The organism is Afipia sp. GAS231 (assembly GCF_900103365.1).
GTDB lineage: Bacteria > Pseudomonadota > Alphaproteobacteria > Rhizobiales > Xanthobacteraceae > Bradyrhizobium.
On sequence record NZ_LT629703.1, the window covers coordinates 1949989 to 1972097 of the forward strand.

General features: G+C 62.3%; 22 protein-coding genes and 1 other RNA gene. 8 read left to right on the forward strand and 15 right to left on the reverse strand.

Going from position 1 to position 22109, the window contains the following annotated elements; translation table 11 throughout:
- The first annotated feature begins 4 nt into the window (after positions 1–4).
- Positions 5–241 carry a DUF4160 domain-containing protein gene (locus BLS26_RS09325; RefSeq protein ID WP_092510380.1) on the forward strand — a complete coding sequence of 79 codons (237 nt, stop codon included), beginning with the start codon at positions 5–7 and terminating at the stop codon, positions 239–241.
- Positions 222–470, forward strand: a complete 249-nt coding sequence (locus tag BLS26_RS09330) for a DUF2442 domain-containing protein (RefSeq protein WP_092510382.1) — start codon at positions 222–224, stop codon at positions 468–470. The genes BLS26_RS09325 and BLS26_RS09330 overlap by 20 nt, the downstream gene beginning before the upstream one ends.
- A gap of 141 nt (positions 471–611) precedes the next feature.
- On the opposite strand, the gene BLS26_RS09335 is transcribed toward BLS26_RS09330, so the two are convergent.
- The 12 genes from BLS26_RS09335 to BLS26_RS09390 all read right to left on the reverse strand — a co-directional run bounded on the left by BLS26_RS09335 (position 612) and on the right by BLS26_RS09390 (position 11263).
- A complete protein-coding gene (locus tag BLS26_RS09335; protein WP_092510384.1) occupies positions 612–2120 on the reverse strand; it encodes a Do family serine endopeptidase in 1509 nt (502 codons plus the stop codon).
- A gap of 257 nt (positions 2121–2377) precedes the next feature.
- Positions 2378–2578 (reverse strand): DUF2065 domain-containing protein, encoded by a 201-nt coding sequence (locus BLS26_RS09340; RefSeq protein ID WP_092510386.1) that lies wholly within the window; start codon positions 2576–2578, stop codon positions 2378–2380.
- A 94-nt stretch (positions 2579–2672) separates the two neighbouring features.
- Entirely contained in the window at positions 2673–3581 is a 909-nt protein-coding gene (gene hflC, locus BLS26_RS09345) for a protease modulator HflC (RefSeq protein ID WP_092510388.1), read from the reverse strand.
- Positions 3578–4723 (reverse strand): FtsH protease activity modulator HflK, encoded by a 1146-nt coding sequence (gene hflK, locus BLS26_RS09350; RefSeq protein ID WP_092510390.1) that lies wholly within the window; start codon positions 4721–4723, stop codon positions 3578–3580. The genes hflC and hflK overlap by 4 nt, the downstream gene beginning before the upstream one ends.
- A 180-nt stretch (positions 4724–4903) precedes the next feature.
- The gene (locus tag BLS26_RS09355) at positions 4904–5416 is read right to left on the reverse strand and encodes a dihydrofolate reductase (RefSeq protein ID WP_092510392.1); all 513 of its coding nucleotides are present in this window, start codon (positions 5414–5416) and stop codon (positions 4904–4906) included.
- Positions 5416–5901, reverse strand: a complete 486-nt coding sequence (locus BLS26_RS09360) for a GNAT family N-acetyltransferase (RefSeq protein WP_092510394.1) — start codon at positions 5899–5901, stop codon at positions 5416–5418. Before BLS26_RS09360 ends, BLS26_RS09355 begins: the two co-directional genes overlap by 1 nt.
- A gap of 20 nt (positions 5902–5921) precedes the next feature.
- On the reverse strand, positions 5922–6716 hold the full coding sequence (locus tag BLS26_RS09365) for a thymidylate synthase (RefSeq protein WP_092510396.1): 795 nt from the start codon (positions 6714–6716) through the stop codon (positions 5922–5924).
- 172 nt (positions 6717–6888) lie between these two features.
- Entirely contained in the window at positions 6889–7872 is a 984-nt protein-coding gene (locus BLS26_RS09370) for a tripartite tricarboxylate transporter substrate binding protein BugD (protein ID WP_092510398.1), read from the reverse strand.
- A gap of 137 nt (positions 7873–8009) precedes the next feature.
- Positions 8010–9527, reverse strand: a complete 1518-nt coding sequence (locus tag BLS26_RS09375) for a tripartite tricarboxylate transporter permease (RefSeq protein WP_092510400.1) — start codon at positions 9525–9527, stop codon at positions 8010–8012.
- Between the two features lie 7 nt (positions 9528–9534).
- Positions 9535–9945 carry a tripartite tricarboxylate transporter TctB family protein gene (locus BLS26_RS09380; protein WP_244541895.1) on the reverse strand — a complete coding sequence of 137 codons (411 nt, stop codon included), beginning with the start codon at positions 9943–9945 and terminating at the stop codon, positions 9535–9537.
- 176 nt (positions 9946–10121) lie between these two features.
- A complete protein-coding gene (locus BLS26_RS09385; protein ID WP_092510403.1) occupies positions 10122–10655 on the reverse strand; it encodes a chromate transporter in 534 nt (177 codons plus the stop codon).
- Complete coding sequence (locus BLS26_RS09390; protein ID WP_092510405.1) at positions 10652–11263, reverse strand: chromate transporter; 612 nt, start codon at positions 11261–11263, stop codon at positions 10652–10654. The genes BLS26_RS09385 and BLS26_RS09390 overlap by 4 nt, the downstream gene beginning before the upstream one ends.
- Positions 11264–11371: 108 nt before the next feature.
- On the opposite strand from BLS26_RS09390, the gene ssrA reads away from it, so the two are divergent.
- The 6 genes from ssrA (at position 11372) to BLS26_RS09420 (ending at position 16409) form a co-directional block, all read left to right on the forward strand.
- Positions 11372–11739, forward strand: a transfer-messenger RNA (tmRNA) gene (gene ssrA / locus BLS26_RS09395).
- Between the two features lie 154 nt (positions 11740–11893).
- A complete protein-coding gene (locus BLS26_RS09400) occupies positions 11894–12415 on the forward strand; it encodes an SspB family protein (protein WP_092510406.1) in 522 nt (173 codons plus the stop codon).
- Positions 12416–12486: 71 nt separating this feature from the next.
- The gene (gene fumC / locus BLS26_RS09405) at positions 12487–13902 is read left to right on the forward strand and encodes a class II fumarate hydratase (RefSeq protein WP_092510408.1); all 1416 of its coding nucleotides are present in this window, start codon (positions 12487–12489) and stop codon (positions 13900–13902) included.
- A 290-nt stretch (positions 13903–14192) separates the two neighbouring features.
- The gene (locus BLS26_RS09410; protein ID WP_092517866.1) at positions 14193–14417 is read left to right on the forward strand and encodes a DUF4169 family protein; all 225 of its coding nucleotides are present in this window, start codon (positions 14193–14195) and stop codon (positions 14415–14417) included.
- A complete protein-coding gene (locus tag BLS26_RS09415; RefSeq protein WP_092510410.1) occupies positions 14414–14677 on the forward strand; it encodes a ribbon-helix-helix domain-containing protein in 264 nt (87 codons plus the stop codon). The genes BLS26_RS09410 and BLS26_RS09415 overlap by 4 nt, the downstream gene beginning before the upstream one ends.
- 151 nt (positions 14678–14828) lie before the next feature.
- A complete protein-coding gene (locus BLS26_RS09420) occupies positions 14829–16409 on the forward strand; it encodes an ABC-F family ATP-binding cassette domain-containing protein (protein ID WP_092510412.1) in 1581 nt (526 codons plus the stop codon).
- 70 nt (positions 16410–16479) lie between these two features.
- Here BLS26_RS09420 and BLS26_RS09425 read toward each other — a convergent pair whose 3' ends face one another.
- The 3 genes from BLS26_RS09425 to BLS26_RS09435 form a co-directional block, all read right to left on the reverse strand.
- Positions 16480–18699 (reverse strand): tetratricopeptide repeat protein, encoded by a 2220-nt coding sequence (locus BLS26_RS09425; RefSeq protein WP_092510414.1) that lies wholly within the window; start codon positions 18697–18699, stop codon positions 16480–16482.
- Positions 18700–19201: 502 nt separating this feature from the next.
- Positions 19202–21670: a tetratricopeptide repeat protein gene (locus BLS26_RS09430; RefSeq protein WP_172804576.1), complete on the reverse strand. Its 2469-nt coding sequence runs from the start codon at positions 21668–21670 to the stop codon at positions 19202–19204.
- A gap of 59 nt (positions 21671–21729) precedes the next feature.
- Positions 21730–22053: a hypothetical protein gene (locus BLS26_RS09435; protein ID WP_092510418.1), complete on the reverse strand. Its 324-nt coding sequence runs from the start codon at positions 22051–22053 to the stop codon at positions 21730–21732.
- Positions 22054–22109: the final 56 nt, after the last annotated feature.

Consider the following 22109-nt stretch of genomic DNA (forward strand, 5'->3'; position numbering starts at 1 on the left):
TCGAATGCCAACCGTCCTGCGCTGGGGACCCTATCGCGCGTTCTTTTATTCCAACGAGCGCGGAGAGCCGCCGCATATTCACGTTCGTTCGGGTGATTTTGAAGCCAAATTCTGGCTGCATGACCTCTCTGTCGCGATCAATGCGGGATTTCCTGCGCATGAAATTGGCGCTATTATTCGTCACCTGAGATCGCAGCGCGATTTCCTTGAAGGCAAATGGCATGAGCACTTTGGAAATTGAGGTCGGTGATATCCGCCCCGTCTCGGTCGCCTTCACCGCCGACGAACTAGTCGTTACTTTGGCAGATGGCCGCAAGATCGCGACCCCTCTTGCCTGGTATCCGCGGCTCCGCGACGCCAGCCCGTCGGAGCGAGCGCAGTTCGAGCTGATGGCGATGGGTATTCACTGGCCCGCACTCGACGAAGATCTCGGCATTGCCGGGATGCTGCGGGGTCGCCCGGCGGCATAGAAGTCATGCGCGGACTTGATCCGGGCGTCCATCCATTTTGAAACAAGTCTTGCGAAGGCTATGGCTAGCCGGATCATCTAGTGCGAGGGCGTGCTTCGCACTAGATGACCCGGCCATGACGGGGTGAAAGCTTCCGCCGCCCTACTGCACGCTCAGCGCGACGAAGCGCAACTCGCCGTCGCCGTTGGCGACCAGCAGCAGCACCGACTTCTTGCCGTCCTTCTTGAGCTGGTCGACGCGCTTCTTGATGTCGGCGGCGTTGCTCACCGCCTCCTGCGCCACCTCGACGATGACGTCGCCGGCGGACAGCCGCTTTTCGGCGGCATCCGACGTGCCGTCGACACCGGTGACGACCACGCCCTTGACGCTTTCCTTGATCTTGTACTTGGTGCGCAGGTCCTTGCTCAGCGTCGCCAGGTCGAGGCCGAGCGCCTTTTGCGTCACGGGCTTTTCGGCCGGCTCTTCCTTGGCCTTGGCGGTAGCCTGTTGCGCCTTGTCGGTATCCTCCAGGCGGCCGAGCGTCACCTTGCGGGTTTCCTCATTGCCTTTGCGGATGATCACGACATCGACTTCCTTGCCGACCGCGGTGTCGGCCACCACGCGCGACAGGTCCTTCGGATCCTTGACGTCCTTGCCGTCGAACTTGACCACGACGTCGCCGGGTTCGATGCCCGCGGGTTTTGCCGGGCCCTTGTCGTCGACCCCCGCCACCAGCGCGCCACGGGCGGGCTTGATGCTGAGGCTTTCGGCGATCTCGTCGGTGACCTGCTGGATGCGCACGCCGAGCCAGCCGCGGCGCAGTTCACCGAACTGGCGGAGCTGATCGACGACGCCGGCGACCGTCTTGGACGGCACCGCGAAGCCGAGGCCGATCGAGCCGCCGGTCGGGGAAATGATCAGCGTGTTGACACCGACCACATCGCCATCGAGGTTGAACAACGGGCCACCGGAATTGCCGCGATTGATCGAGGCGTCGGTCTGGATGTAGTTGTCGTACGGCCCCTGGCTGATGTCGCGGTTGCGCGCCGAGACGATGCCGGCCGTGACCGAGCCGCCGAGCGAGAACGGATTGCCGATCGCGATCACCCATTCGCCGAGACGCAGCTTGTCGGAATCGCCGAACTTGACGGCGATCAGCGGCTTCACCGGCTTGAACTTGAGAACCGCGATATCGGTCTTCTTGTCGACGCCGACCAGCTCGGCCTTGATCTTGGTGCCGTCGTTCATGATCACGTTGATCTCGTCAGCGTCGGCGATGACGTGATTGTTGGTGACGACGACGCCTGACGTATCGACGATGAAGCCGGAGCCGAGCGAATTGGTCTTGCGCGGCTGCATATCGCTGTTCTTGTCACCGCCCTTGGGGCCGCCGCCGCGCCTGTTCTTGAAGAAGTCGTCGAAGAATTCCTCGAACGGCGAACCCGGCGGCAATTGCGGCATCGCGCCCCGGTCGCCACCGCCCTTGGCCTCCACGGTCTGCGAGGTCGAGATGTTGACGACGGCGTCGATCACCTTCTCGGCAATGTCGGCGATGCCGTCCGGCCCCCGCGCGCTGGCCGGCGCAGATGCCAGCAGGCTGGCGGCGCCAAGCGTGATCGCGAGCCCCATCAGGCGCAGGCTGCGGCTCAAGGCGGGTCTGGCACCGGTCATGTCAGCTTCTCTCCATGGGGTCGATGGGGTCCACAGTGCGCCCGAACAGGTCCGCGGCGCAAGCATTTGAGCCGGACAATCCGGCGAAAAACCGGCCGCCGGCGGCTCACGATTTCGTTGATGCAACAGGGGCTTGCAAACGATTGACGCTGTCATTCCGGGGCATGCGAAGCATGAACCCGGAATCTCGAGATTCCCCGGTGCGCAACAGCGCACCTGAGGTTCGCTTCGCGCCCCGGAATGACAGGGGGACAAAACTACCGTCGGACGAACCAGATCAGGATCAGACCCGCGACCGCCGATCCGATGCCGACCACCCGAAGAATATTATCCGGCGTTGCCAGTGCGCTTTTCATGGCGCGGCGCATCCAGGCCGGGCTCGCCGCAAACATCAGGCCTTCCAGCACAAACAGGATTCCCACACCGATGAGGAAGTCGGTGAACGCTATGGACCTCATCGGATGGCAACCTCCCGTTAGCAGCGCCTTTTTTGCGCTTATGGCAGCGATGCGAGTTCCGCTTCGCTACACCTTTTGTAACCTCCCGCCAACCTTACGGCTTAGGCACAGCCGGGGCGGCCGCCACCGGCGGATGGCCGGCCGGATTGGCGAAGAACCGGAAGAACTCCGAATTGGGCTGCAGCAGGAAACGGGTATCGCTCGACTTGAGCCCGTTCTCATAGGCGGTCATCGAGCGGTAGAACGCGAAGAAGTCCGGATCCTTGCCATAGGCCTCGGCGAACAGGCGGTTGCGCTCGGCATCGCCGGCGCCCCGGGTCTGTTCGGCGGTCGAATTGGCCTCGGCGATGATCACCGTGGCCTCGCGATCGGCCTTCGAGCGGATCTCCTGCGCCTTCTGGCCGCCCTGGGCGCGGAACTCCGCCGCCTCGCGCTGCCGTTCGGTCTGCATCCGCTGGTAGACCGCCTGGCTGTTCTGCTCCGGCAGGTCGGCGCGGCGGATGCGGACGTCGACCACCTGGATGCCGTAACCGTCGGCCTCCTTGTCGAGCTGGTCGCGGATCCGGTTCATCAGCGCTTCGCGCTCGTCGCGCACCACCGTGATGAAGGTGACCTCGCCGAGCACCCGGCGCAGCGACGCGTTCAACAGCGTCGTGAGCTGGATGTTGGCGGCCTGGATCGTACCGACGCTCTGGTAGAAGCGCAGCGCGTTCTTGATGCGGTAGCGGGCGAAAGCATCGACCACCAGCCGCTTCTGATCGGATGCGATCACTTCCTGCGACGGGTTTTCCAGGTCGAGGATCCGCTTGTCGATCGAGATCACGCTGTCGATGAACGGCGCCTTGAAGTTCAGGCCGGGATCAGTGACGACGCGCACCGGCTCGCCGAGCCGCACCACCAGCACCTGTTCGGTCTGCGAGACGGTGAAGACCGAGCTGTAGCCGATGATGACGACAACAAACAGGATGATCAGGGCAGCAATGCCCGTAACGGGGGATCTCATCGGGTGCCTCCCTGCTGCGGCTGGCCGGTCGTGGCCGGCGCCTGCGGACGCCGCGGCGTCAACTCGCTGAGCGGCAGATACGGCACGATATTCTGCCCATTACCGCCGCCGTCATAGACCAGCTTCTCGGAACCGCCGAGGACCCGTTCCATCGTCTCCAGATAGATACGCTGTCGCGTCACGTCGGGCGCCTTCTTGTATTCGTCGTAAACCTTGATGAAGCGCGCGCTCTGGCCCTTGGCCTCGGCGATCGCCTGCTGCTGGTAGCCTTCGGCAACCTGGAGGATCTGCGAGGCACGGCCACGTGCGTCGGGAACGACACGGTTGGCATAGGTCTGCGCTTCGTTCTGCAGCCGCTCGAGGTCCGCGCGTGCGGCCTGCACGTCGCGGAACGCGTCGATCACCTGCGCCGGCGGATCGACCTTCTGCATCTGCACCTGCTGCACCAGGATGCCCGCGCCATAGCTGTCGAGTGTCTTCTGCATGAGGTCCTGCACGCCCGCCTCGGTCGTGGTGCGGGCGCCGGTGAGGATCGGCTGGATGTTGGCGCGGCCGACGACCTCGCGCATCGCGCTTTCAGCCACGGCCTTCACGGTGCCTTCGGGATTCTGGATGTTGAAGAGATAGTTGCCAACGCCGTCGGGCTTGATCCGCCACAACACGGTGAAGTCGACGTCGACGATGTTCTCGTCGCCGGTCAGCATCAGGCTTTCTTCCGGCACGTCGCGCATGGTGCGGCCGCGCCGCGCCGGATCGTCGATCAGGGTCATGCCGATCGAAATGGTGGAGACGCGCAGCGCCTTCGGCAGCAGCACGGTCTCGATCGGATAGGGCAGATGATAGTTCAGGCCAGGCTGCACCGTGCGCACATGCTTGCCGAAGCGCAGCACGACACCGAGCTCTTCCGACTGCACGCGGAAAAATCCGGACAGGCCCCAGATCGCCAGCGCGCCGATCAGCACCAAAGCGATGCCCATGCCGCTGAAATGGCCGCCGGGCAGCAGCTGCTGCAGCCGGTCCTGGCCACGGCGCAGAAGGTCCTCAAGATCGGGAGGCCTTGGCCCAACGGACTGCGGACCGTTGCCCCACGGTCCTTTCGGACCCGAGCCCCACGGGCCCCCGCCTTGATTCTTCCACGGCATATAGCTCTCCTCCGCGGGGCCCGGGTCCGCCTGTTTGGGTGGGATACCCGGCCTCGCCTATCCGCCCGGCTTTATAGGGGACCGCCCGGGCCCTTACAACGCAAGCTTGGCGCCCGAAGCAGCTATGCCTGAAGCCATAATTGTCAATGTAAACATTGGTTAGCGCGGTTAATGCGAGGGTTAAGGCTGATCGCGCCGACGAAATGTCACATAGGAGAAGTCGGCGCTGTCGTCGGGACCCGCCGGATTTCGCACGCGCGCGACCTCTTCCCAGTCCGCCGCATCAATTGTGGCGAAGCGCGTATCGCCATCGGGCCGGGCGTGCACTTCGGTGATTTCCAGCCGATCGGCGCGATCCATCCATTGCGCGAAGATTTCGACGCCGCCGATGATCGCAATCTCAGTGGCGAAACGCCGCAGCGCATCGCCGGTCGCGATCGCCATGGCATCCGCGGGCGTACCGGTCACGACGACTCCGGGGCTACGAAAATCAGGGTCGCGCGTCATCACGATATTGGTTCGGCCCGGCAGCGGCCGGCCGATCGACGCGAAGGTCTTGCGGCCCATCACGACCGGCCGGCCAAACGTCAGCGCCTTGAAACGCTGCAAGTCGGATTTCAACCGCCAAGGCATCGCGCCATTGGCGCCGATCACGCCGTTTTCGGCGACGGCTACGACCATGACGATTTCCATCAGCGTGCCCCTTGCGCAAGTGCCGTCAACGCCGGACCGCCGACCCGGCAAACCGTCCACTCGTCCATCAATTCGGCGCCGAGCGATTTGTAGAATTCGATCGATGGCGCGTTCCAGTCCAGTACGGACCATTGCAGGCGCGACCAGCCCTTTGCCACGCACTCGCCGGCGAGATGCGCCAGCAGTGCCTTGCCGATGCCCTTGCCGCGCAACGGCGGGCGAACGAACAGGTCTTCCAGATAGATGCCGGAGCGGCCGCTAAAGGTCGAGAAATTGATGAACCAGACCGCGAACCCGGCAGGCTCGCCGTTCCACACGGCGATTTCGCAAAACAGCCGGGGATTAGCACCGAACAGCGCCGCGTCGAGGTCGGCTTCGGTCGCCTCCACTTCGTGGAGCAGCTTTTCATATTCGGCGAGTTCGCGAACAAAGGACAGGACAAGTCCTGCTTCACCCTGGCGCACGCGGCGGATGACAAGGGACATTCAATCGCTCACACCGCGACTCATACAGCAACCTGGGCCTTGATGTGCGGATGCGGGTCGTAACCTTCGAGCGCAAAGTCTTCGTAGCGGAACGCGAAGATGTCCTTCACATCGGGATTGATCTTCATGACCGGCAATTGGCGCGTCGGACGCGTCAGTTGCAGCCGCGCCTGCTCGAGGTGGTTCGAATACAGATGCGCATCGCCGAGCGAGTGCACGAAATCACCAGGCTTGAGGCCCGTCACCTGCGCCACCATCATCGTGAGCAAAGCGTAGGAAGCGATGTTGAAGGGCACACCGAGGAACACATCGGCCGAACGCTGGTAGAGCTGGCACGACAATTTGCCGTTCGCGACATAGAACTGGAACAGGCAGTGACAGGGCGGCAGCGCCATCTTGTCGACGTCGGCCGGATTCCACGCACTCACGATCAGCCGCCGCGAATCCGGATTGCGTTTGATCATGTCGACGACGTTGGAAATCTGGTCGATGCTGCGGCCGTCCGGCGCCGGCCAGGACCGCCATTGCGAACCGTAGACCGGGCCGAGATCGCCATTGGCGTCGGCCCATTCATCCCAGATCGAAACGCCGTTATCCCTGAGGTATTTGATGTTGGTGTCGCCGGCCAGGAACCACAGCAGCTCATGCACGATCGCCTTCAGCGGCAATCGCTTGGTGGTCAGCATTGGAAACCCCGCCGACAGATTGAAGCGCATCTGATGGCCGAAGATCGACAGCGTACCGGTACCGGTGCGGTCGTGCTTCTCGGCGCCATCGGCGAGAATCCGTTCGAGCAGATCGTGATACTGATTCATGGCTGACGTTTCGGGCTTTTCGGGATCGCGAATTTAGCGGCCGGGATAGCCGACCGACACGCCGATTCGGCTGCTGAAACCGATTATACCCGGAAAAATGATCACTCCGCCCACAAACAACAAGGGGCGGAACCCGGGTCCCGCCCCTCACCTATCCATTTGATCGCGTTGACTAACTTGCTGGCTTGAGCACCGGCGTCCATTTCGCAATTTCGGATTTGACCAATGCCGCCAGCGCCTCCGGGGTGCGTTCCGCTGGCGCCGGGATCACGCTGCCGAGTTCGAGCAGGCGCTTGCGGACGGCCTCTTCATTGAGGGCCTTGCCGATCGCCTCGTTGAGTTTGGCGATAACCGGCGCCGGTGTTCCCTTCGGCGCAAAGATCGCGTTCCACGCCTGGGCCTGGAATGCCGGAAGGCCCGCCTCCGCGGTGGTCGGAACATCTGATAGCGACGGATTGCGCTCCGTCGTCGCCACCGCATAGGCCTTGATGGTGCCGGCGTTGACCTGCGGCACCGCGTTGACGATCTGGTCGCACATGTAATCGACCTGCCCGCCGACCAGCGCATTCATCGCCGGACCCGTGCCGTTGAAGGGAACGCCGGTCGGCCTGATGTCGAGCACCGAATTCAGGAGCTGACACGAAACATGCGACACCGAGCCGACGCCGGCATGCGCGGCGTTCAGCTTGGCCTCGTTGGCCTTCACATGGGCGATGAATTCCTTCAGATCCTTTGGCGGAAAATCCTTGCGCGCCAGGATCAGGATCGGCGTGCCCGCGAGCAGGCCGACCGGCTCGAAATCCTTCTCGGGATGATAGGCCAGACTCGGATACAGCGGCACCGCGGCCGCGTGCGTGCCCATGTGCCCGGTGATCAGCGTGTAGCCGTCATTGGCGGCGCGCGCCGCGCGCGTGGTGGCGGTGGTGCCACCGGCGCCGACCACGTTCTCGATGATGATGCTCTGGCCGAGTGTCTGCGCCATGTGGCCGGTGACGATGCGCGAGATGACGTCAGTCGGCCCGCCGGCCGCGAACGGCACGATCATGGTGATGCCGCGCGTCGGATAGGCTTGCGCCTCAGCCTGCGCCGCAACGGCGCACAGCGCGGCAAGCATGGCAACGCAACCGCTCGCAAGCGAGCGCCCGTAACTACTCATCGCTGTCTCTCCAGGAAAGCCCGTAAAAAAATGCCGGCCACGAGGGCCGGCATTTTCATCTCACAGCAGCACGCCTGAAGTCGATTCGACTTCGGGATGCGGCGCACCGACGCAGGGTCGGCGCAGTCAGCTCAAGATCAGCTTTCGGACTCCACGAACACCTCGTCGCGTTTCTTGCGCAGCGACGGCAGCACCGCCAACACGAGCAGGAAGGCTGCGATCGCCATCAAAATCGCCGACAGCGGACGGGTCAGGAATACCGACCAGTCGCCGCGCGAGATCAAGAGCGCCCGGCGCAGGTTTTCTTCCATCAGCGGACCCAGCACCATTCCGAGCAGCAGCGGCGCCGGCTCGAAATCATGCTTGATCAGCCAATAGCCGAGCAGGCCGAACGCACCGGCGAGGACGACGTCGACCGGCGCGTTGTTGATGGAGTAGATGCCGATCGCACAGAAGATCACGATCGAGGGGAACATCAGCCGGTACGGCACCCGCAGCAACCGCACCCAGATGCCGACCAGCGGCAGGTTGATGATGATCAGCATCAGGTTGCCGATCCACATCGAGGCGATCATGCCCCAGACCAGTTCGGGCTGCTTCTGCATCACCTGCGGACCCGGCACGATGCCGTGAATGGTCATCGCACCGACCATCAGCGCCATCACCGCGTTCGGCGGGATGCCGAGTGTCAGCAGCGGAATGAACGAGGTCTGCGCCGCGGCGTTGTTGGCGCTTTCCGGCGCCGCCACGCCTTCGATCGCGCCACGGCCGAACCGCGACGGATCCTTGGCGATCTTCTTCTCCAGCGTATAGGCCGCGAACGAGGCGATGACCGCGCCGCCGCCGGGCAAAATGCCGAGGATCGATCCGAGGATGGTGCCGCGGATGATGGCCGGTGCGGAATCGATCAGGTCCTTTTTCGTCGGCATCAGACCGGTGATCTTCTGCTGGACCAGATCGCGGTCCATCTCGGCGCCGGCGTCGAGGTTGCGGATGATTTCCGCAAAACCGAACACGCCCATCGCCACCGTGGCGAAGCCGAGACCGTCAGCGAGTTCGGGGATGTTGAAGGCCATGCGCGAGGCGCCGGTTTCGATGTCGGAGCCGACCATCGAGAGCAAGAGCCCGAACACGATCATCGCGATCGCCTTCAGCACCGAGCCCTTGGCCAGCACCACCGCAAAGATCAGGCCGAGCACCATCAGCGAGAAATATTCGGCAGGACCGAAGGCCAGCGCGAGCTTGGTCAAGGGCGCACCGAGCACCGCGATCAGCACGGTCGCGACGCAGCCGGCGAAGAACGAGCCGATCGCGGCGATCGCCAGCGCCGGGCCGGCGCGGCCCTGCTTGGCCATCTGGAAGCCGTCGAGTGTGGTCACGACCGACGTCGCCTCACCCGGAATATTGACCAGGATCGAGGTGGTCGAGCCGCCATATTGCGCGCCGTAGTAAATGCCGGCGAGCATGATCAGGGCGCCGACCGGCGGCAGGCCGAAGGTGATCGGCAGCAGCATTGCGACCGTGGCGATGGTGCCGATACCCGGCAGCACGCCAACGAGCGTGCCGACCAGCGCGCCGATCAGGCACAGCAGCAGATTGATCGGCGTGAGGGCAACGCCGAAGCCGAGGGCGAGGTTGGAAAAGAGATCAGCCATTACGCCCTCACTGAACCAGGAAACGCGGGAAGAGCTGCAGCGGCAGCCCGAGCGCATAGGGGAACAGCAGACTGCAACCGATCGTCAGGCAGATGCCGACGATGATGGTTTCCTTCCACTTGGTCTCCGGCGTTCCCAGCGCGGAAATGATGAAGCTGGCAAAGGCCGAGATGACGAGACCCAGCGGGCGGATCGTGACTGCGAAAGAAATAATGGCCAACGACACGAACAGCGGGCCGCGCCACGCATAGACCGTGATGTGTTCGCCCTCATATAGAAGCCCCATCGCCGTAACGGCCGCGCCCAGCCCCAGCAAAAGCACCGAGAACATCCGAGGAACGGTTCCGGCGCCGAACGAAAACCCGTGCATGCCCTGCAAATCGCTCGATGCCCACAAGGCAAAGACGGCGATCGCCATGAGTGCAACTCCGCCGACAAAATCCTGCGGACCGCGAACCCATTTCGGCATCTTGAATTTGACCGGCACATGGCTCGGCGTATCACTCATCGATCTCTCTCCCCGGACTGGGCTTTCCCGCCCATATTGTTTGGATAGTGTTTAGTGCAGACCCCGGCCTTGCCTAGCGATTTTCCTCAGATAACGCCAGCAAAACCCAAAACCCCTCCGGCCACCAGCATCCACAGCGGGTTAAGGCGTGTGGCAAAAGCCAGCACCGCGGCCGCCACCGTGATCAGGCCGGCGACCCAACTCCGATCCGACGTCAGCGCCAAAATCAGGCCGCTGGCGCCCATCAACCCGATCGAAAGCGGAACTAGCGCCGCCTGAATGATAGCAGGCCAGGGCGAATGGCTCGATCGCGCCAGCAGCCGGCTCACATAATAGGCAAGGATGGCGGTCGGACCGCACATCGCAACCGTCGCGGTCAGCGCGCCGGCCACACCCGCCACCGAATAGCCGATCAGCGTCACGATCAGCACGTTCGGACCCGGCGAGAGCTGGGAAATGGCGAAGATGTCGGCAAATTGCCTGTCGGTCATCCAATGGTGCACGTCGACCGCGATGCGGTGCATTTCGGGAACGGCCGAATTCGCGCCACCAACCGCAAACAGCGACATCAAAGCGAAAGTCCAAACGAGCTTCCAAATCGGGTTGGCGTCTGAATTCATCCGTTCACCCGGCGGCGCATGTAATAAGTAGTGGCGAGGCTGAGCGGGATCCCGACCAGCAGCACCGCCTGCAGCGGCAGGCGGAACAGTCCGATCGCGATAAACACCGCGACCATGGTCAAAAGCCCGACGGCATCTCGCTTCTTGATCAGCGGCATCATCATCTTGAACACGACCGCCAGCAAAAGTCCGACCGCCGCGCAGGCGACACCAGCCAGTATCCGCCGTAGTACGTCGATCTCGCCGTAGCGGGCGTAAACGGCCGCCAGAACGGTCGCGATCACCATCGGCGGGCCGACCAGTCCGGCAAACGCCGCCAGGCCACCTGCAATGCCGCGAAACCGCGATCCGAATACGACCGACAGATTGACGATGTTCGGGCCCGGCAGGAAATGGCACAGCGCAAAGGTTTCGTTGAATTCCTCCGCCGTCATCCAGCGGTACTTGTCGACGATGCCGCGCCGGGCCCAAACCAGCACGCCGCCGAAGCCCGCCAGCGACATTTTGGCAAACGCCACGAACAGCTCGAACAGGCCGGGCTGGTTTGGCGGGATGGAAGCTGGAATGTCGGGCGCCGGGACGGCGGCCGATGGAGAATCCGAAGGCATGTCTAAAACTAGAACGCCCGCACGCGGGAGGCCAACGCAATTCGGCGAATTCCTGTGATGTGGAACGTGCCCCGCAAAATTGAGGGGGCGGATTTCCGGCGCGGCCGGGGCCTGTTTTTCTCGCCGTTTTCGCCCTATATTGGGGGTGCCGGTTCGCCGGCTATGGAAATAAATTGCCGTCGCAATAAACCATTCGGACCCGGGGGCAGTACCCGGCGCCTCCACCAAAATCCGTCAGTTGGGCATGATGTTCAGCGGGTTTCGGCGGGGGCGAACCAGGATCGACGAGGGCGTAAAGGGCGTGTTTTTTCCCGGTATGGTTCCGCCGTTATCGGGCTATGCAATAGTTGCAAACGACAACTATGCTCCGGTTGCTCAGGCTGCGTAACGCAGTTTGAAAGACCAAGTCTAAAGTCCTGGTGGGTTAAGCTCCGCTAGGCGGGGTTCGGAGGCACCTGGCAACAGAAGCCTCCACTTTGATTTTTTCCCGCAATTTGCCCTCTGGCGGGGGTTTCTGCTGCAAATTCGTTCCATGACGGCTGCTGACCTGCGACGCAGGCCGGGGTAGCATGGGTCAAAAGGCGAGTCGGGTGACCGGCATCGCGGCCATTTCAACGTAACAGGACTTCCATGGCGACCGATCACATCCGTTATGACGTGCTGGCGCGCGATGCGCTGCGCGGGGTGCTGCGCCGCGTGCTGACCGACGCCGCCGAACACGGCCTGCCGGGTGAGCATCATTTCTTCATCACCTTCGTCTCCACCGCCGAGGGCGTGAAGCTGTCGCCGCGGCTGCTCGCGCAATATCCGGAGGAGATGACGATCATCCTGCAGCATCAGTTCTGGGACCTGGTCGTGACCGAGGATCGGTTCGAAGTCGGCCTGTCGTTCGGCGGCATCCCGGAGCGGCTGGTGGTTCCGTTCGCCGCGATCAAGAGTTTTCTCGATCCTTCGGTACAGTTCGGATTGCAGTTCGAGCCGTCAGAGGCCGACGTTGCCGCAGAGGCGCCGGGAGCCAAGCTCCCCGCCGTTCCCGTGCCGTCAGCCTTGCCCGTCGCCGCCTCCCCGCCTGCCGCCGAGAGCACGGACGAACCGGCGAAGCCGAGCGAAGGCGCCGAGGTGGTGCGGCTGGATCGCTTCCGCAAGAAATAATCTAAGCGCGGGACATTCATCGGCGCTGTAGAGTGAACGTTCTGCCAATTCAGGCGTAACGGACATTGCTTATGGCTCGATCAGAAACATCCGGAAACAAATCCACCCGCAGCGAGACCGACAGTTTTGGTCCGATCGACGTCGCCTCCGATCGCTACTGGGGCGCGCAGACCGAACGCTCGCGGCAGAATTTCAGGATCGGCCACGACCGGATGCCGATCGGCATCGTCCATGCGCTGGGCATCGTCAAACTTGCCGCCGCGCAAACCAACCGTGAGCTCGGGCTGCTCGATATCCGCCGCACCGGCGCCATCACCCGCGCCGCGCGCGAGGTGATCGAGGGCAAGCTCGACGACCATTTTCCGCTGGTGGTCTGGCAGACCGGCTCCGGCACCCAGACCAACATGAACCTCAACGAGGTGATCGCCAACCGCGCCAACGAGATGCTCGGTGGCGAACTCGGCGCCAAGAAGCCGGTTCATCCCAACGATCACGTCAATATGAGCCAGTCCTCGAACGATTCATTTCCGACCGCGATGCATATTGCCGCGGCCGGACGCATCGTCGCCGACCTGATCCCGGCGCTCAGCGAGCTGCTTCGTGAGCTGCGCAGGAAGGAGAAGGCGTTCGCGAAGATCGTGAAAATCGGCCGCACCCACACCCAGGATGCGACGCCGCTGACGCTCGGGCAGGAATTCTCCGGTTACGCCGCGCAGGTCGAGAGCGGCATCGCGCGGTTGCGGGTCGCGGTGAAGGATCTTTACCCGCTGGCGCAGGGCGGCACCGCCGTCGGCACCGGCCTCAACTCGAAACCGAAATTCGCCAAGTCGTTTGCGCGGCACGTCGCCAAAATTACCAAACTGCCGTTCACCAGCGCGCCGAACAAGTTCGAGGCGCTGGCCTCCAACGACGCTTACGTGTCGGTGCATGGCGTGATCAATTCGATGGCAACCGGCCTGTTCAAGATCGCCAACGACATTCGCTTCCTGGGATCGGGGCCGCGCTCCGGCCTCGGCGAGTTGATTCTGCCCGAAAACGAACCGGGCTCGTCGATCATGCCCGGCAAGGTCAACCCGACCCAGTGCGAAGCGATGACCATGGTCTGCTGCCAGGTGTTCGGCAACCAGACCGCCGTTACGGTGGCCGGCAGCCAGGGGCATTTCGAGCTGAACGTCTACAAGCCCGTACTGGCATATTGTATGATGAATTCCATTCAGTTGCTGTCGGACGTGGTTCGCTCCTTTACCGAGCATTGCGTTGTGGGCATACGCGCCGACGAAAAGCGCATCCACGACTTGATGCAGCGTTCCCTGATGCTGGTGACGGCGCTCGCGCCGAAAATCGGTTACGATAACGCGGCCAAGGTCGCCAAATCGGCGCATGCGCGCGGAACCACATTGAAAGAAGAGGCTGTGCGCCTAGGGTTTGTTGCTGCTGACGAATTCGATCGGCTGGTGCAGCCGGACAAAATGACACACCCGGGCTGACTGTCGCACCGCCCCCGGGAAACTACGGGTGAGTGATATAATTATAGATCATAACGCCTAAAGAATGAGGTGGATCATCTATCGCCGTCGCGCTGGCGCATGGTACCAGCATTCATTATGCCGTTTTCGCAGAGCGAAATTCATTTTTTGATGCTATCAAAGAGTTCGACACGGGGATTCTGGATGACCATCGGATTTTCTTGCGCGCCGCGCGACCGCTTCTACTTGCGAAATTCCTGCTTGCGAAATCAAGCGCCACACCCTCGAGCCGCTGAATGATGGAGGTGGGCATGGGGGACATCGTCAACCTGAAGCGATTCAAGAAGCGCAACGATCGGGAGCAGTCGGCGAAACAGGCCGACGCCAATCGTGCGCGCTTTGGCCGCACCAAATCCGAACGCGCGGTCGATGAGCAGGCAAAGGATCGCGCCAGTCATCTGCTGGAACAACACAAGCTCCAAAACAATCTCCAAGACAATCTCCAAGAAAACCTCGATGACGGAGACGCATCATGAAGTCGCCCGTTGTCAAACGTTCGATCGTCGTCGCCGGTCACAAGACCAGCGTCAGCCTCGAGGAAGCCTTCTGGAACGGCATGAAGGAAATCTCGGGCTTGCGAAACATGACGCTGTCCGAACTGGTCGGCGAGATCGACGGCAACCGCCAACAGGGCAATTTGTCGTCGGCGATCCGGCTGTTCGTGCTCGATTATTTCCGGACGCGCGCAATACCCACCGCCGCCGCTGCGGCGCCGGACGTCCGGCCGCAAGCCTAGACGTACCGCGCCGACGCGTATTTAATGATCGTGATAGCCGCTATTGCCGAGGCAATGCCGGCTGAATCCGTCACGACAGCTCCCATGGAGAGAGAAATGGACATCGCAAAGCTCACCGCTCCGCGACACGTGTCCATTTCGGAAGCTCTCCATGTCTGCATTTCTCGTTCTGGATTCGATTTCCCTCGTCACCCCTGACGGCCGTCCGCTGTTCGATGGTCTGACGCTTGCGTTTGCGCGCGAGCGAACCGGCCTGGTCGGCCGCAACGGCGGCGGCAAATCCGCGCTGTTGCGCCTGATCGCGCGCGATATCGAACCTGCAAGCGGATCGCTGCGCCGCATCGGCACGATCGGCATGCTTGCCCAATTGGCCGATGACCGCCTCACCGTGGCCCAGGCGCTCGGCGTCGAAGCCGAGCTTACGCGTCTGCAGCGGCTCGAGCGCGGCGAAGGTTCGCTCGACGACGCCGCGGGGGCCGACTGGACTCTGGAAGAGCGGCTGCAGACAGCCTTGGTCGAAACCGGCCTGGCCTCGATGCCGCTGGACCGCCCGATCGCCTCATTGAGCGGCGGCGAACGCACGCGGGTCGCGCTGGCACGCCTCGTGATCGAGGCGCCGGATCTGCTGCTGCTCGATGAGCCCACCAACAATCTCGACACCGATGGAAGACAGGCCGTGGCCCAACTGCTCGACCGCTGGCAAGGCGGCGTTCTCGTCGCCAGCCACGACCGCGCGTTGCTGGAACGCGTCGACCGTATCGTCGAGTTGACACCGATCGGCGTCAACGTATTCGGCGGGGCGTGGTCCGGCTTTGCGCAGGCGCGCGATGCCGCCCGCGCCCGCGCCGAAGCGAACCTCGACCGCGCATCGGACGCGTTGCGCCATACCGAACGCGCCTTGCAGAAGGCGCAGGAGAAGAAAGCACGCCGCGACAAGGCCGGCCGCGCCTACCGCGCCTCGGGCAGCCACAGCAAAATCCTGCTGGATGCCAGCAAGCAGCAGGCGGAAGAAAGCGGCGCGCGCGAAAGCCGACTGGCCGAACGCCTGATCGGCGATCGCACCGAAGCGCTCGAGGCGGCCCGTGCGCAAGTCGAAATCCTGACGCCGCTTGCGATCGAGCTTCCCCCGACACATCTGCCGCGCGGCCGCGCGCTGATCGCCTTCAAGGAGGTGGCGATGAGGTTTGGGGAGCGCCAATTGTTCGGTCCGCTATCCCTGGAGGTGCGCGGTCCCGAGCGCATCGCAATTCGCGGCGCCAACGGTTCCGGCAAGACAACCCTGTTCCGCCTGATAACGGGAGAGCTCACGCCTTGGAGCGGAGAGATCGACCGCCTGACCACGCGCGTCGCCGTGCTCGACCAGCATGTCGGCCTGCTCGATCCCGCAACGAGCATTCTCGACAATCTTCGCCGGCTCAACCCGGAGCTGACGGCCAATGAGGCCCACGCCGCGCTGGCGCGGTTTGCCTTCCGCAACCGCGCAGCGCTGCAGATCGCGGGTACGCTCAGTGGCGGCGAGCGGCTGCGCGCGGGCATGGCCTGCGTGTTCGCGCGGCCGGAGCCGCCGCTGCTATTGCTGCTGGACGAGCCAACCAATCATCTCGATCTCGCCTCGATCGAGGAACTGGAAAAGGCGCTGCTGGGATTTGACGGTGCGCTGATCGTGGTAAGCCACGACCAGGCCTTTCTGCAGGTGATCGGCATCGAGCGGGAGATCGCGCTTCAAGGATGACCTCGTCGGAAAATCCGGTACCCCTGATCATACGCCAGTGGCACCAGCAGCCACGCAAGGATGATTGGCCTTAGGCGCGGCTCAACGCGAGGGTCATGAAATCCTGAAGGGCCGCGATGCTGGCCTGATCGCGATAGACTCGATGCTTGTTTGCCTTGATCCTTACCGCCACCGCAGCCCGCTCCTGCGCATTGCGACCGAGGTTGACGGCGATTGCTACGTATTCGTCAATGGTCTGTGCCGTTGTTTCTCGAATTCCCATCATCTCGAGAATAGCGGCCGTGTGCCTTCCCCGCATCAAATTGCCGGCAAGTGTGACGATGGGAAGATTATGAGCAAGGCTCTCCAGCGTCGAATTACAACCGGACCAGCCAATGCTATCAAGCACGATATCGCATTGTCCGATCGCTGAAACGAATTTATCGGGTTCGAGGCGAGGCAGAACGACACAATGATTGGAGGCCTGCAATCCCTGGTCCGCGAAAGCGCGATCAAGGCGTCTCCTGAAGGTCTCGTTAACCTGCTGATTGCCGGCAAATTCGATGAAGGTGAATTGGCAGTTGCCGACCTCGCGCGCAATGCGCGCGAACACCTGATCGAACTGCGGGAGGTATTTCGGCAGCGACTGGCAGCACCAATACACGATCGCATCCGGCCGCAAACCAAGTGTGGACCGGTCGAGTTGCGCGGGCCGGCTTTCAATCGGCTCGTAATAGATCGACAGGTTGGGGAGCCGTATCAGCTTTTCGGAATAGTGCGATTCACCGTCAGGAGGCTCCATCAAGTCGCTGCTGATAAAGTAGTCCATTGTCGGAAATCCGCTGGTGACCGGGTGTCCCCACGAACAGCACTGGACACTGGCAAGCCGCCGCGCCGCCAACTGGGCGGTTGTTATGTCCATGCCGATTTCCGGATAAAGCAGAATGTGAGGTGCATCCGCCAGAATCGTCCGCCGCCAGGCTTCGGGAGATAACGGGCCCTGAACAAATCGATCGCACAACCGTTCGGCAACCTCGGTCTCGGTATCCCGGTCAGCGGCGGTATAGTATCCAAAGACACGGAATCGCTTGCGGTCGAGCTGTTCGAGCCATCCCTTGATAGGAATTTTCCAGTTGGAATGCTGGCGAAAGAAGCCGCTGACAATGCCAAGCCTGATCGGCTCGCCCGGCGCCGGGCCGGGCGGCAGCGGCGGCACCGGATAGTGTGACCCCATGATCCTGCCCACCAGGGCGCCATAGGATTTCTGCAAGTCCCGGTCATCCATGCCCTGGTAGGGAAGATAGAAAGGTTGATGCGATCCCACGGCGCTGGCCAGCACTTCCGGCGCACCGGCTTTTTCGACATCTGCAACCAGCTTCGCCAGCCTCTCACGATAGACGCGACGCCGGTCGACGATCGCTGCGGCATCCTCATAGACAATCGGCAGTTCCGCGATGCACATCGCGAACTCAGCTTCGAGAAAATCGGGCTGGAGCATGAGCGCCCGCGCGAAACTCTCCCTCGCCTGCTCAATCTTGCTCTGACCGCGAAGCGCCATGCCGCGATTGTAGTGGGCCATCACGAAATCGGGCGCAGCCCCGAGGGCGGTGTCATACTGCACGACCGCGTCATCAAGGCGACCGACGGCGCGCAAGACGTTGCCGAGGTTGTTGCGCGCTCCGGCCGAGTTCGGCCTGAGCGCCACGGCGGATTCGGCGGCAGCCAGCGCTTCAGCCAGTCGGCCGGATTCCTGGAACAGGATGGCGAGGTTGATATGGGCCTCGAAGAAATCTGGTTGCAGCACTGCCGCCTTGTGCAAATGCACGACAGTTTGCGCCATCGCGCCCTGCTGCTTGAAGGCCATGGCCAGATTGAAATGTGCGAGAGCGGGGTTCGGAGAACCGTCTAGCGCCTGCTCGAACTGGATCACCGCCTCGTCGGATCTGCCAAGTCTTTGCAAGGCGCGCCCAAGGTTGTTGCGCGCGTCATGGAAATTCGGCTTGAGCATGAGCGCACGCTCGAAGCAGGCCGGAGCCTCGATCAGGTTGCCCTCAGCCGCCAAAATGACTCCGTGGTCATTATGTGCTTCGGCAAAGGCCGGATCGAGGGCAACCGCGCCGCCGACCAGCGCGGCCGCACCCTTCCGCCCCATCTGATGGGTCACGAGACCAAGCAAATGCAAGGCTCGCGCATTGCGGGGTTCAGCATCGCAGAGCAGCCGGTACAAGCGTTCGGCTTCGATCAAATTGCCCGCACGATGATGGCCCATCGCGGCGGCAAGCCTCTCGGCAGATGAGCTATTGACGTCCATGAAGTATCTTGATGCGCAGGTTCTTCAGGTCCAACCGCTCCCGCAACGCTCGCGGGAGAAGATGATCGGCAAGTCTCAATCGCAGGGCCGGTATCTTCCCAGACCCAGATCGACTTCGCAGGGACTGCCATATACCCAGACCGGCTGATCGCAGGGCAGCGCCCGCGTCGACTGGAACGGCGTCATGCACGCAATATTCGATGCCGGGTGCAGCACCAGCCGACCACCATAATACGGCGCCGGTTCAGCGGGCTGAGCCACGTATGGCACGGCATGGGCGCGGTGATGATGGCGAGACCGGTGAGCGTCAGCCATTCCGGTCGAAGCGCACCCAAACACTATCACAGTCGTCAGCGTGACGGTCGTTCGCATCCACATGACGCTCGTCCCTTCATTGGTACTGTCGGTTCCGGAAACTTGCGTAAGCCTATACCACGGCAGCCCGGCTTCAAACCGGAGTCACTCGATCTTGACCCGCGCAACGCATTGCCGCCGACGGTCCTCATGTCTCGACCGCGAAGCCGGCAGGTTTCCGGCCGGCGCGCCAGAGCTCCCACATGCGAACGTAGGCCGTTTCGATGTTGCGGGTAAATGCTGGCAGGTCGAACAATGATGATGCATCGCGATTTTGTCGCAGCGCCGCACGAAGCTTTGCGAGCCGCTGCGAATCCCCGGCCAGCGCAACTGCCGTTTTCTCGTAGTCTTCGGTCGAGACTGTCACCAAATCCGGCAAGCCGATCGCCGCCAGCAGGCTGCCGGCGACGCGGCCCGCGAAACTATCGCCGGCACAGGTCAGAACCGGAACTCCCGCCCACAGCGCATCGCTCGCCGTCGTGTGCGCATTGCACGGCAACGTATCCAGAAATAGATCGGCATGGCAATGACGCGCCAGATGGTCGGCCGGCCCGACAATCGGCGCGAACACCAGTCGATTCGAATCGACACCGCGTTTGGCGGCCTCAAGGCGCAGATTGCGTTCGACGAGATGGTTTGACCCCAGCAGCCAGAGAACGCTGCGGGGGACCGCCTCGAGCAGACGCATCCAGATATCGAAGAGTGCCGGCGATATCTTGTAGCTGTTGTTGAAGCAGCAAAACACGAAGCCATCCGCCGGCAAACCGCAGGCTTCGCGAGAAGGTGCCGTCGTCGCGATTTCGCGTCTGCTGTCATTCACCTGATAGCAATTTGGCAGATGGACCAGCCGTTCCGAAAAGAACGGCTGCTGGCTCTCCGGTACGACGAATTTGTCGACGATGATGTAGTCGATGAAATCCGCACCCATGGTGGCGGGATATCCGAGATAGCTCACCTGAACCGGCGCCGGACGGCAGGCGGAAACCTGCGGCCGCGCATTGTGGGTATATCCCTTCAGATCCACCAGGATTCCGATTTTGTCCGCATGGATGCGCGCCGCGGCCTCAAGGTGGGACATCTCGCGGATATCGACGAAGCGATCGAACGCTCGATCGAGCCGTGTACGCATCGCGCTGTTGTCGTTCGGGCCGTATGAATAGGCTGTCACTTCAAAACGCGCGCGATCGTGACGTTCGAACAGCCCAGCCATCAGGTGAGAGGTGGCGTGCTGGTGAAAATCACCGGACAGGTACCCGACCCGAATGCGCGCCTCGTCTGCCGCCGCGTAGCGAGGCAAACGATGCTGCGATGGCGGAACAACCGGTTTGATCCATTGCTCCGCGCAGATCAGTTGATCCACCGGTGAAGCCCGGGTCGAGAGCAGGTAAAACGGTGGAACGCGCACCCCTTTGCGCACCATATCGAGCAGCTTGTCCTGCGAAGCTTGGTAGTCGTTCCAGTCACAGGCGCGCCAGCGATGATAAGCGAGCTGACTGAAGGCATCAGCATAGTCGGGACGAAGGCGCAACGCCTCCTGATAGGCCGAGATCGCTTCCTCGGGATTGCCCAGCTCCCGCCAGGCATTCCCCAAATTATAAAGGGCTTCCGGGAAATCGGGCTTGAGCGCCAGGACCTGCTGAAGTGCTGCCAGGGCCTCGCTGGGACGTCCCTTCGCCAGGAGCGTCGCCGCGCTATTGCTGAGCGCGTCAACGTGATCAGGCGACGTTTCGAGCAGCCGACGATAGACCGCGAGGGCCTCATCGGAGCGCCCAAGTTCGCCAAGCACGATACCGGCTCCGTTGAGGGCGTCGGCATAATCGGCCCGCAGCTTGATCGCGCTGCCATACGCAGCCAGCGCCTCCTCGAGCCGACCTTGCCGCTGCAACACGATACCGCGGTTGCAATGTGCCTCGGCGAAACCAGGGTTCAGCGCAATCGCCGTGTCGAAAGCCGCAATCGCTTCATCGAGGCACCCCTGGTCCTGCAGGACAGTTCCCAGATTGTTGTGCACGATCGGAATGTCGGATCGGAATTCGATAACGTCGCGGTAAGCGGCCACGGCCGCCTCAAGATCCCGCTTCTCATGCAGGACGACGCCAAGGTTGAAGCGGGCCTCCGCGTAGCCCGGTCGCGATGCCAAGGCGTTATTGTAGGCGGAGATGGCTTCATCGAGCCGGCCCAGCTTTTGAAAAACAACGCCGGCATTGTTGCAGGCTTCAGGGTAACTGCCCTTCAACCCGATGGCGGACTGATACGAAGCGATGGCCTGCTCATCATTGCCCTGTTGCTTGAGCGCATTGCCCAGGGCGAAGTGGGCTTCGGCGTAAGTCGGCCTCAATTCAACGGCACGGCGATGCGCCTCGATCGCTTGCGACAGCTTTCCTTGTTGCAGCAGTACCAGCCCGAGATTGTTGAAACTCAAGGCATCGCCGGGACGAAGCGCGATTCCGCGTCGAAGAAACTGCTCCGCGCCCGGAAGATTGCCCTCCTGCGCGGCGATGATCGCAAGATTGCCGCAGGCCGAGGCGTTGGCTGGATCGATGTTCAGGACCGAAGCATAAAGTCGCTTCGCGTCTCCGACCGCGCCCCTGCGTTGCGCCGCCAGGGCATCGTTCAACAGCTGTTCCGGTGTCGGATGCGCCACGGCGTTCGTTCTCGAGCACAAACCCGCAATATTCAATAGGGCTGGCGATAGTTAGTGTACTGGATATCGAAGCTCGTTGCGCCATAAAGCTTCACGTAGATGAAGGGACCGGAGAGCTTGACCTCGTCGATCGCGCGCGGTCCCTTGAACAAGGTCCCGTCATCCTCGTGGCCGGGTGCATAGACGACAGCCTGCCCCGTCGGCGGCGTCAACGTTACGATCATGGTTACCGCGATCGCTGAATCAGGAATGTATTTCCTCACGTCGACCTTGACCGGTGTCGGCTCGACTGGCGCGTCGGGCGGCTCCTCGGACTGCACAAGTTGCACAAAGGCTGGCGGCGGCTGCATATCCATTTGTTTGATCCGTCTCACACCCTACAAGCCAGCGATCTTCTGCCTGGACGGGGTGC

What these genes read in the sequence shown, in the direction of transcription:
- BLS26_RS09325 (WP_092510380.1), top strand. Translation starts at nt 5, where the DNA reads ATGCCAACCGTCCTGCGCTGGGGACCCTATCGCGCGTTCTTTTATTCC.
- BLS26_RS09330 (WP_092510382.1), top strand. Translation starts at nt 222, where the DNA reads ATGAGCACTTTGGAAATTGAGGTCGGTGATATCCGCCCCGTCTCGGTC.
- BLS26_RS09335 (WP_092510384.1), bottom strand. Translation starts at nt 2,120, where the DNA reads ATGACCGGTGCCAGACCCGCCTTGAGCCGCAGCCTGCGCCTGATGGGG.
- BLS26_RS09340 (WP_092510386.1), bottom strand. Translation starts at nt 2,578, where the DNA reads ATGAGGTCCATAGCGTTCACCGACTTCCTCATCGGTGTGGGAATCCTG.
- hflC (WP_092510388.1), bottom strand. Translation starts at nt 3,581, where the DNA reads ATGAGATCCCCCGTTACGGGCATTGCTGCCCTGATCATCCTGTTTGTT.
- hflK (WP_092510390.1), bottom strand. Translation starts at nt 4,723, where the DNA reads ATGCCGTGGAAGAATCAAGGCGGGGGCCCGTGGGGCTCGGGTCCGAAA.
- BLS26_RS09355 (WP_092510392.1), bottom strand. Translation starts at nt 5,416, where the DNA reads ATGGAAATCGTCATGGTCGTAGCCGTCGCCGAAAACGGCGTGATCGGC.
- BLS26_RS09360 (WP_092510394.1), bottom strand. Translation starts at nt 5,901, where the DNA reads ATGTCCCTTGTCATCCGCCGCGTGCGCCAGGGTGAAGCAGGACTTGTC.
- BLS26_RS09365 (WP_092510396.1), bottom strand. Translation starts at nt 6,716, where the DNA reads ATGAATCAGTATCACGATCTGCTCGAACGGATTCTCGCCGATGGCGCC.
- BLS26_RS09370 (WP_092510398.1), bottom strand. Translation starts at nt 7,872, where the DNA reads ATGAGTAGTTACGGGCGCTCGCTTGCGAGCGGTTGCGTTGCCATGCTT.
- BLS26_RS09375 (WP_092510400.1), bottom strand. Translation starts at nt 9,527, where the DNA reads ATGGCTGATCTCTTTTCCAACCTCGCCCTCGGCTTCGGCGTTGCCCTC.
- BLS26_RS09380 (WP_244541895.1), bottom strand. Translation starts at nt 9,945, where the DNA reads ATGGCGATCGCCGTCTTTGCCTTGTGGGCATCGAGCGATTTGCAGGGC.
- BLS26_RS09385 (WP_092510403.1), bottom strand. Translation starts at nt 10,655, where the DNA reads ATGAATTCAGACGCCAACCCGATTTGGAAGCTCGTTTGGACTTTCGCT.
- BLS26_RS09390 (WP_092510405.1), bottom strand. Translation starts at nt 11,263, where the DNA reads ATGCCTTCGGATTCTCCATCGGCCGCCGTCCCGGCGCCCGACATTCCA.
- BLS26_RS09400 (WP_092510406.1), top strand. Translation starts at nt 11,894, where the DNA reads ATGGCGACCGATCACATCCGTTATGACGTGCTGGCGCGCGATGCGCTG.
- fumC (WP_092510408.1), top strand. Translation starts at nt 12,487, where the DNA reads ATGGCTCGATCAGAAACATCCGGAAACAAATCCACCCGCAGCGAGACC.
- BLS26_RS09410 (WP_092517866.1), top strand. Translation starts at nt 14,193, where the DNA reads ATGGGGGACATCGTCAACCTGAAGCGATTCAAGAAGCGCAACGATCGG.
- BLS26_RS09415 (WP_092510410.1), top strand. Translation starts at nt 14,414, where the DNA reads ATGAAGTCGCCCGTTGTCAAACGTTCGATCGTCGTCGCCGGTCACAAG.
- BLS26_RS09420 (WP_092510412.1), top strand. Translation starts at nt 14,829, where the DNA reads ATGTCTGCATTTCTCGTTCTGGATTCGATTTCCCTCGTCACCCCTGAC.
- BLS26_RS09425 (WP_092510414.1), bottom strand. Translation starts at nt 18,699, where the DNA reads ATGGACGTCAATAGCTCATCTGCCGAGAGGCTTGCCGCCGCGATGGGC.
- BLS26_RS09435 (WP_092510418.1), bottom strand. Translation starts at nt 22,053, where the DNA reads ATGGATATGCAGCCGCCGCCAGCCTTTGTGCAACTTGTGCAGTCCGAG.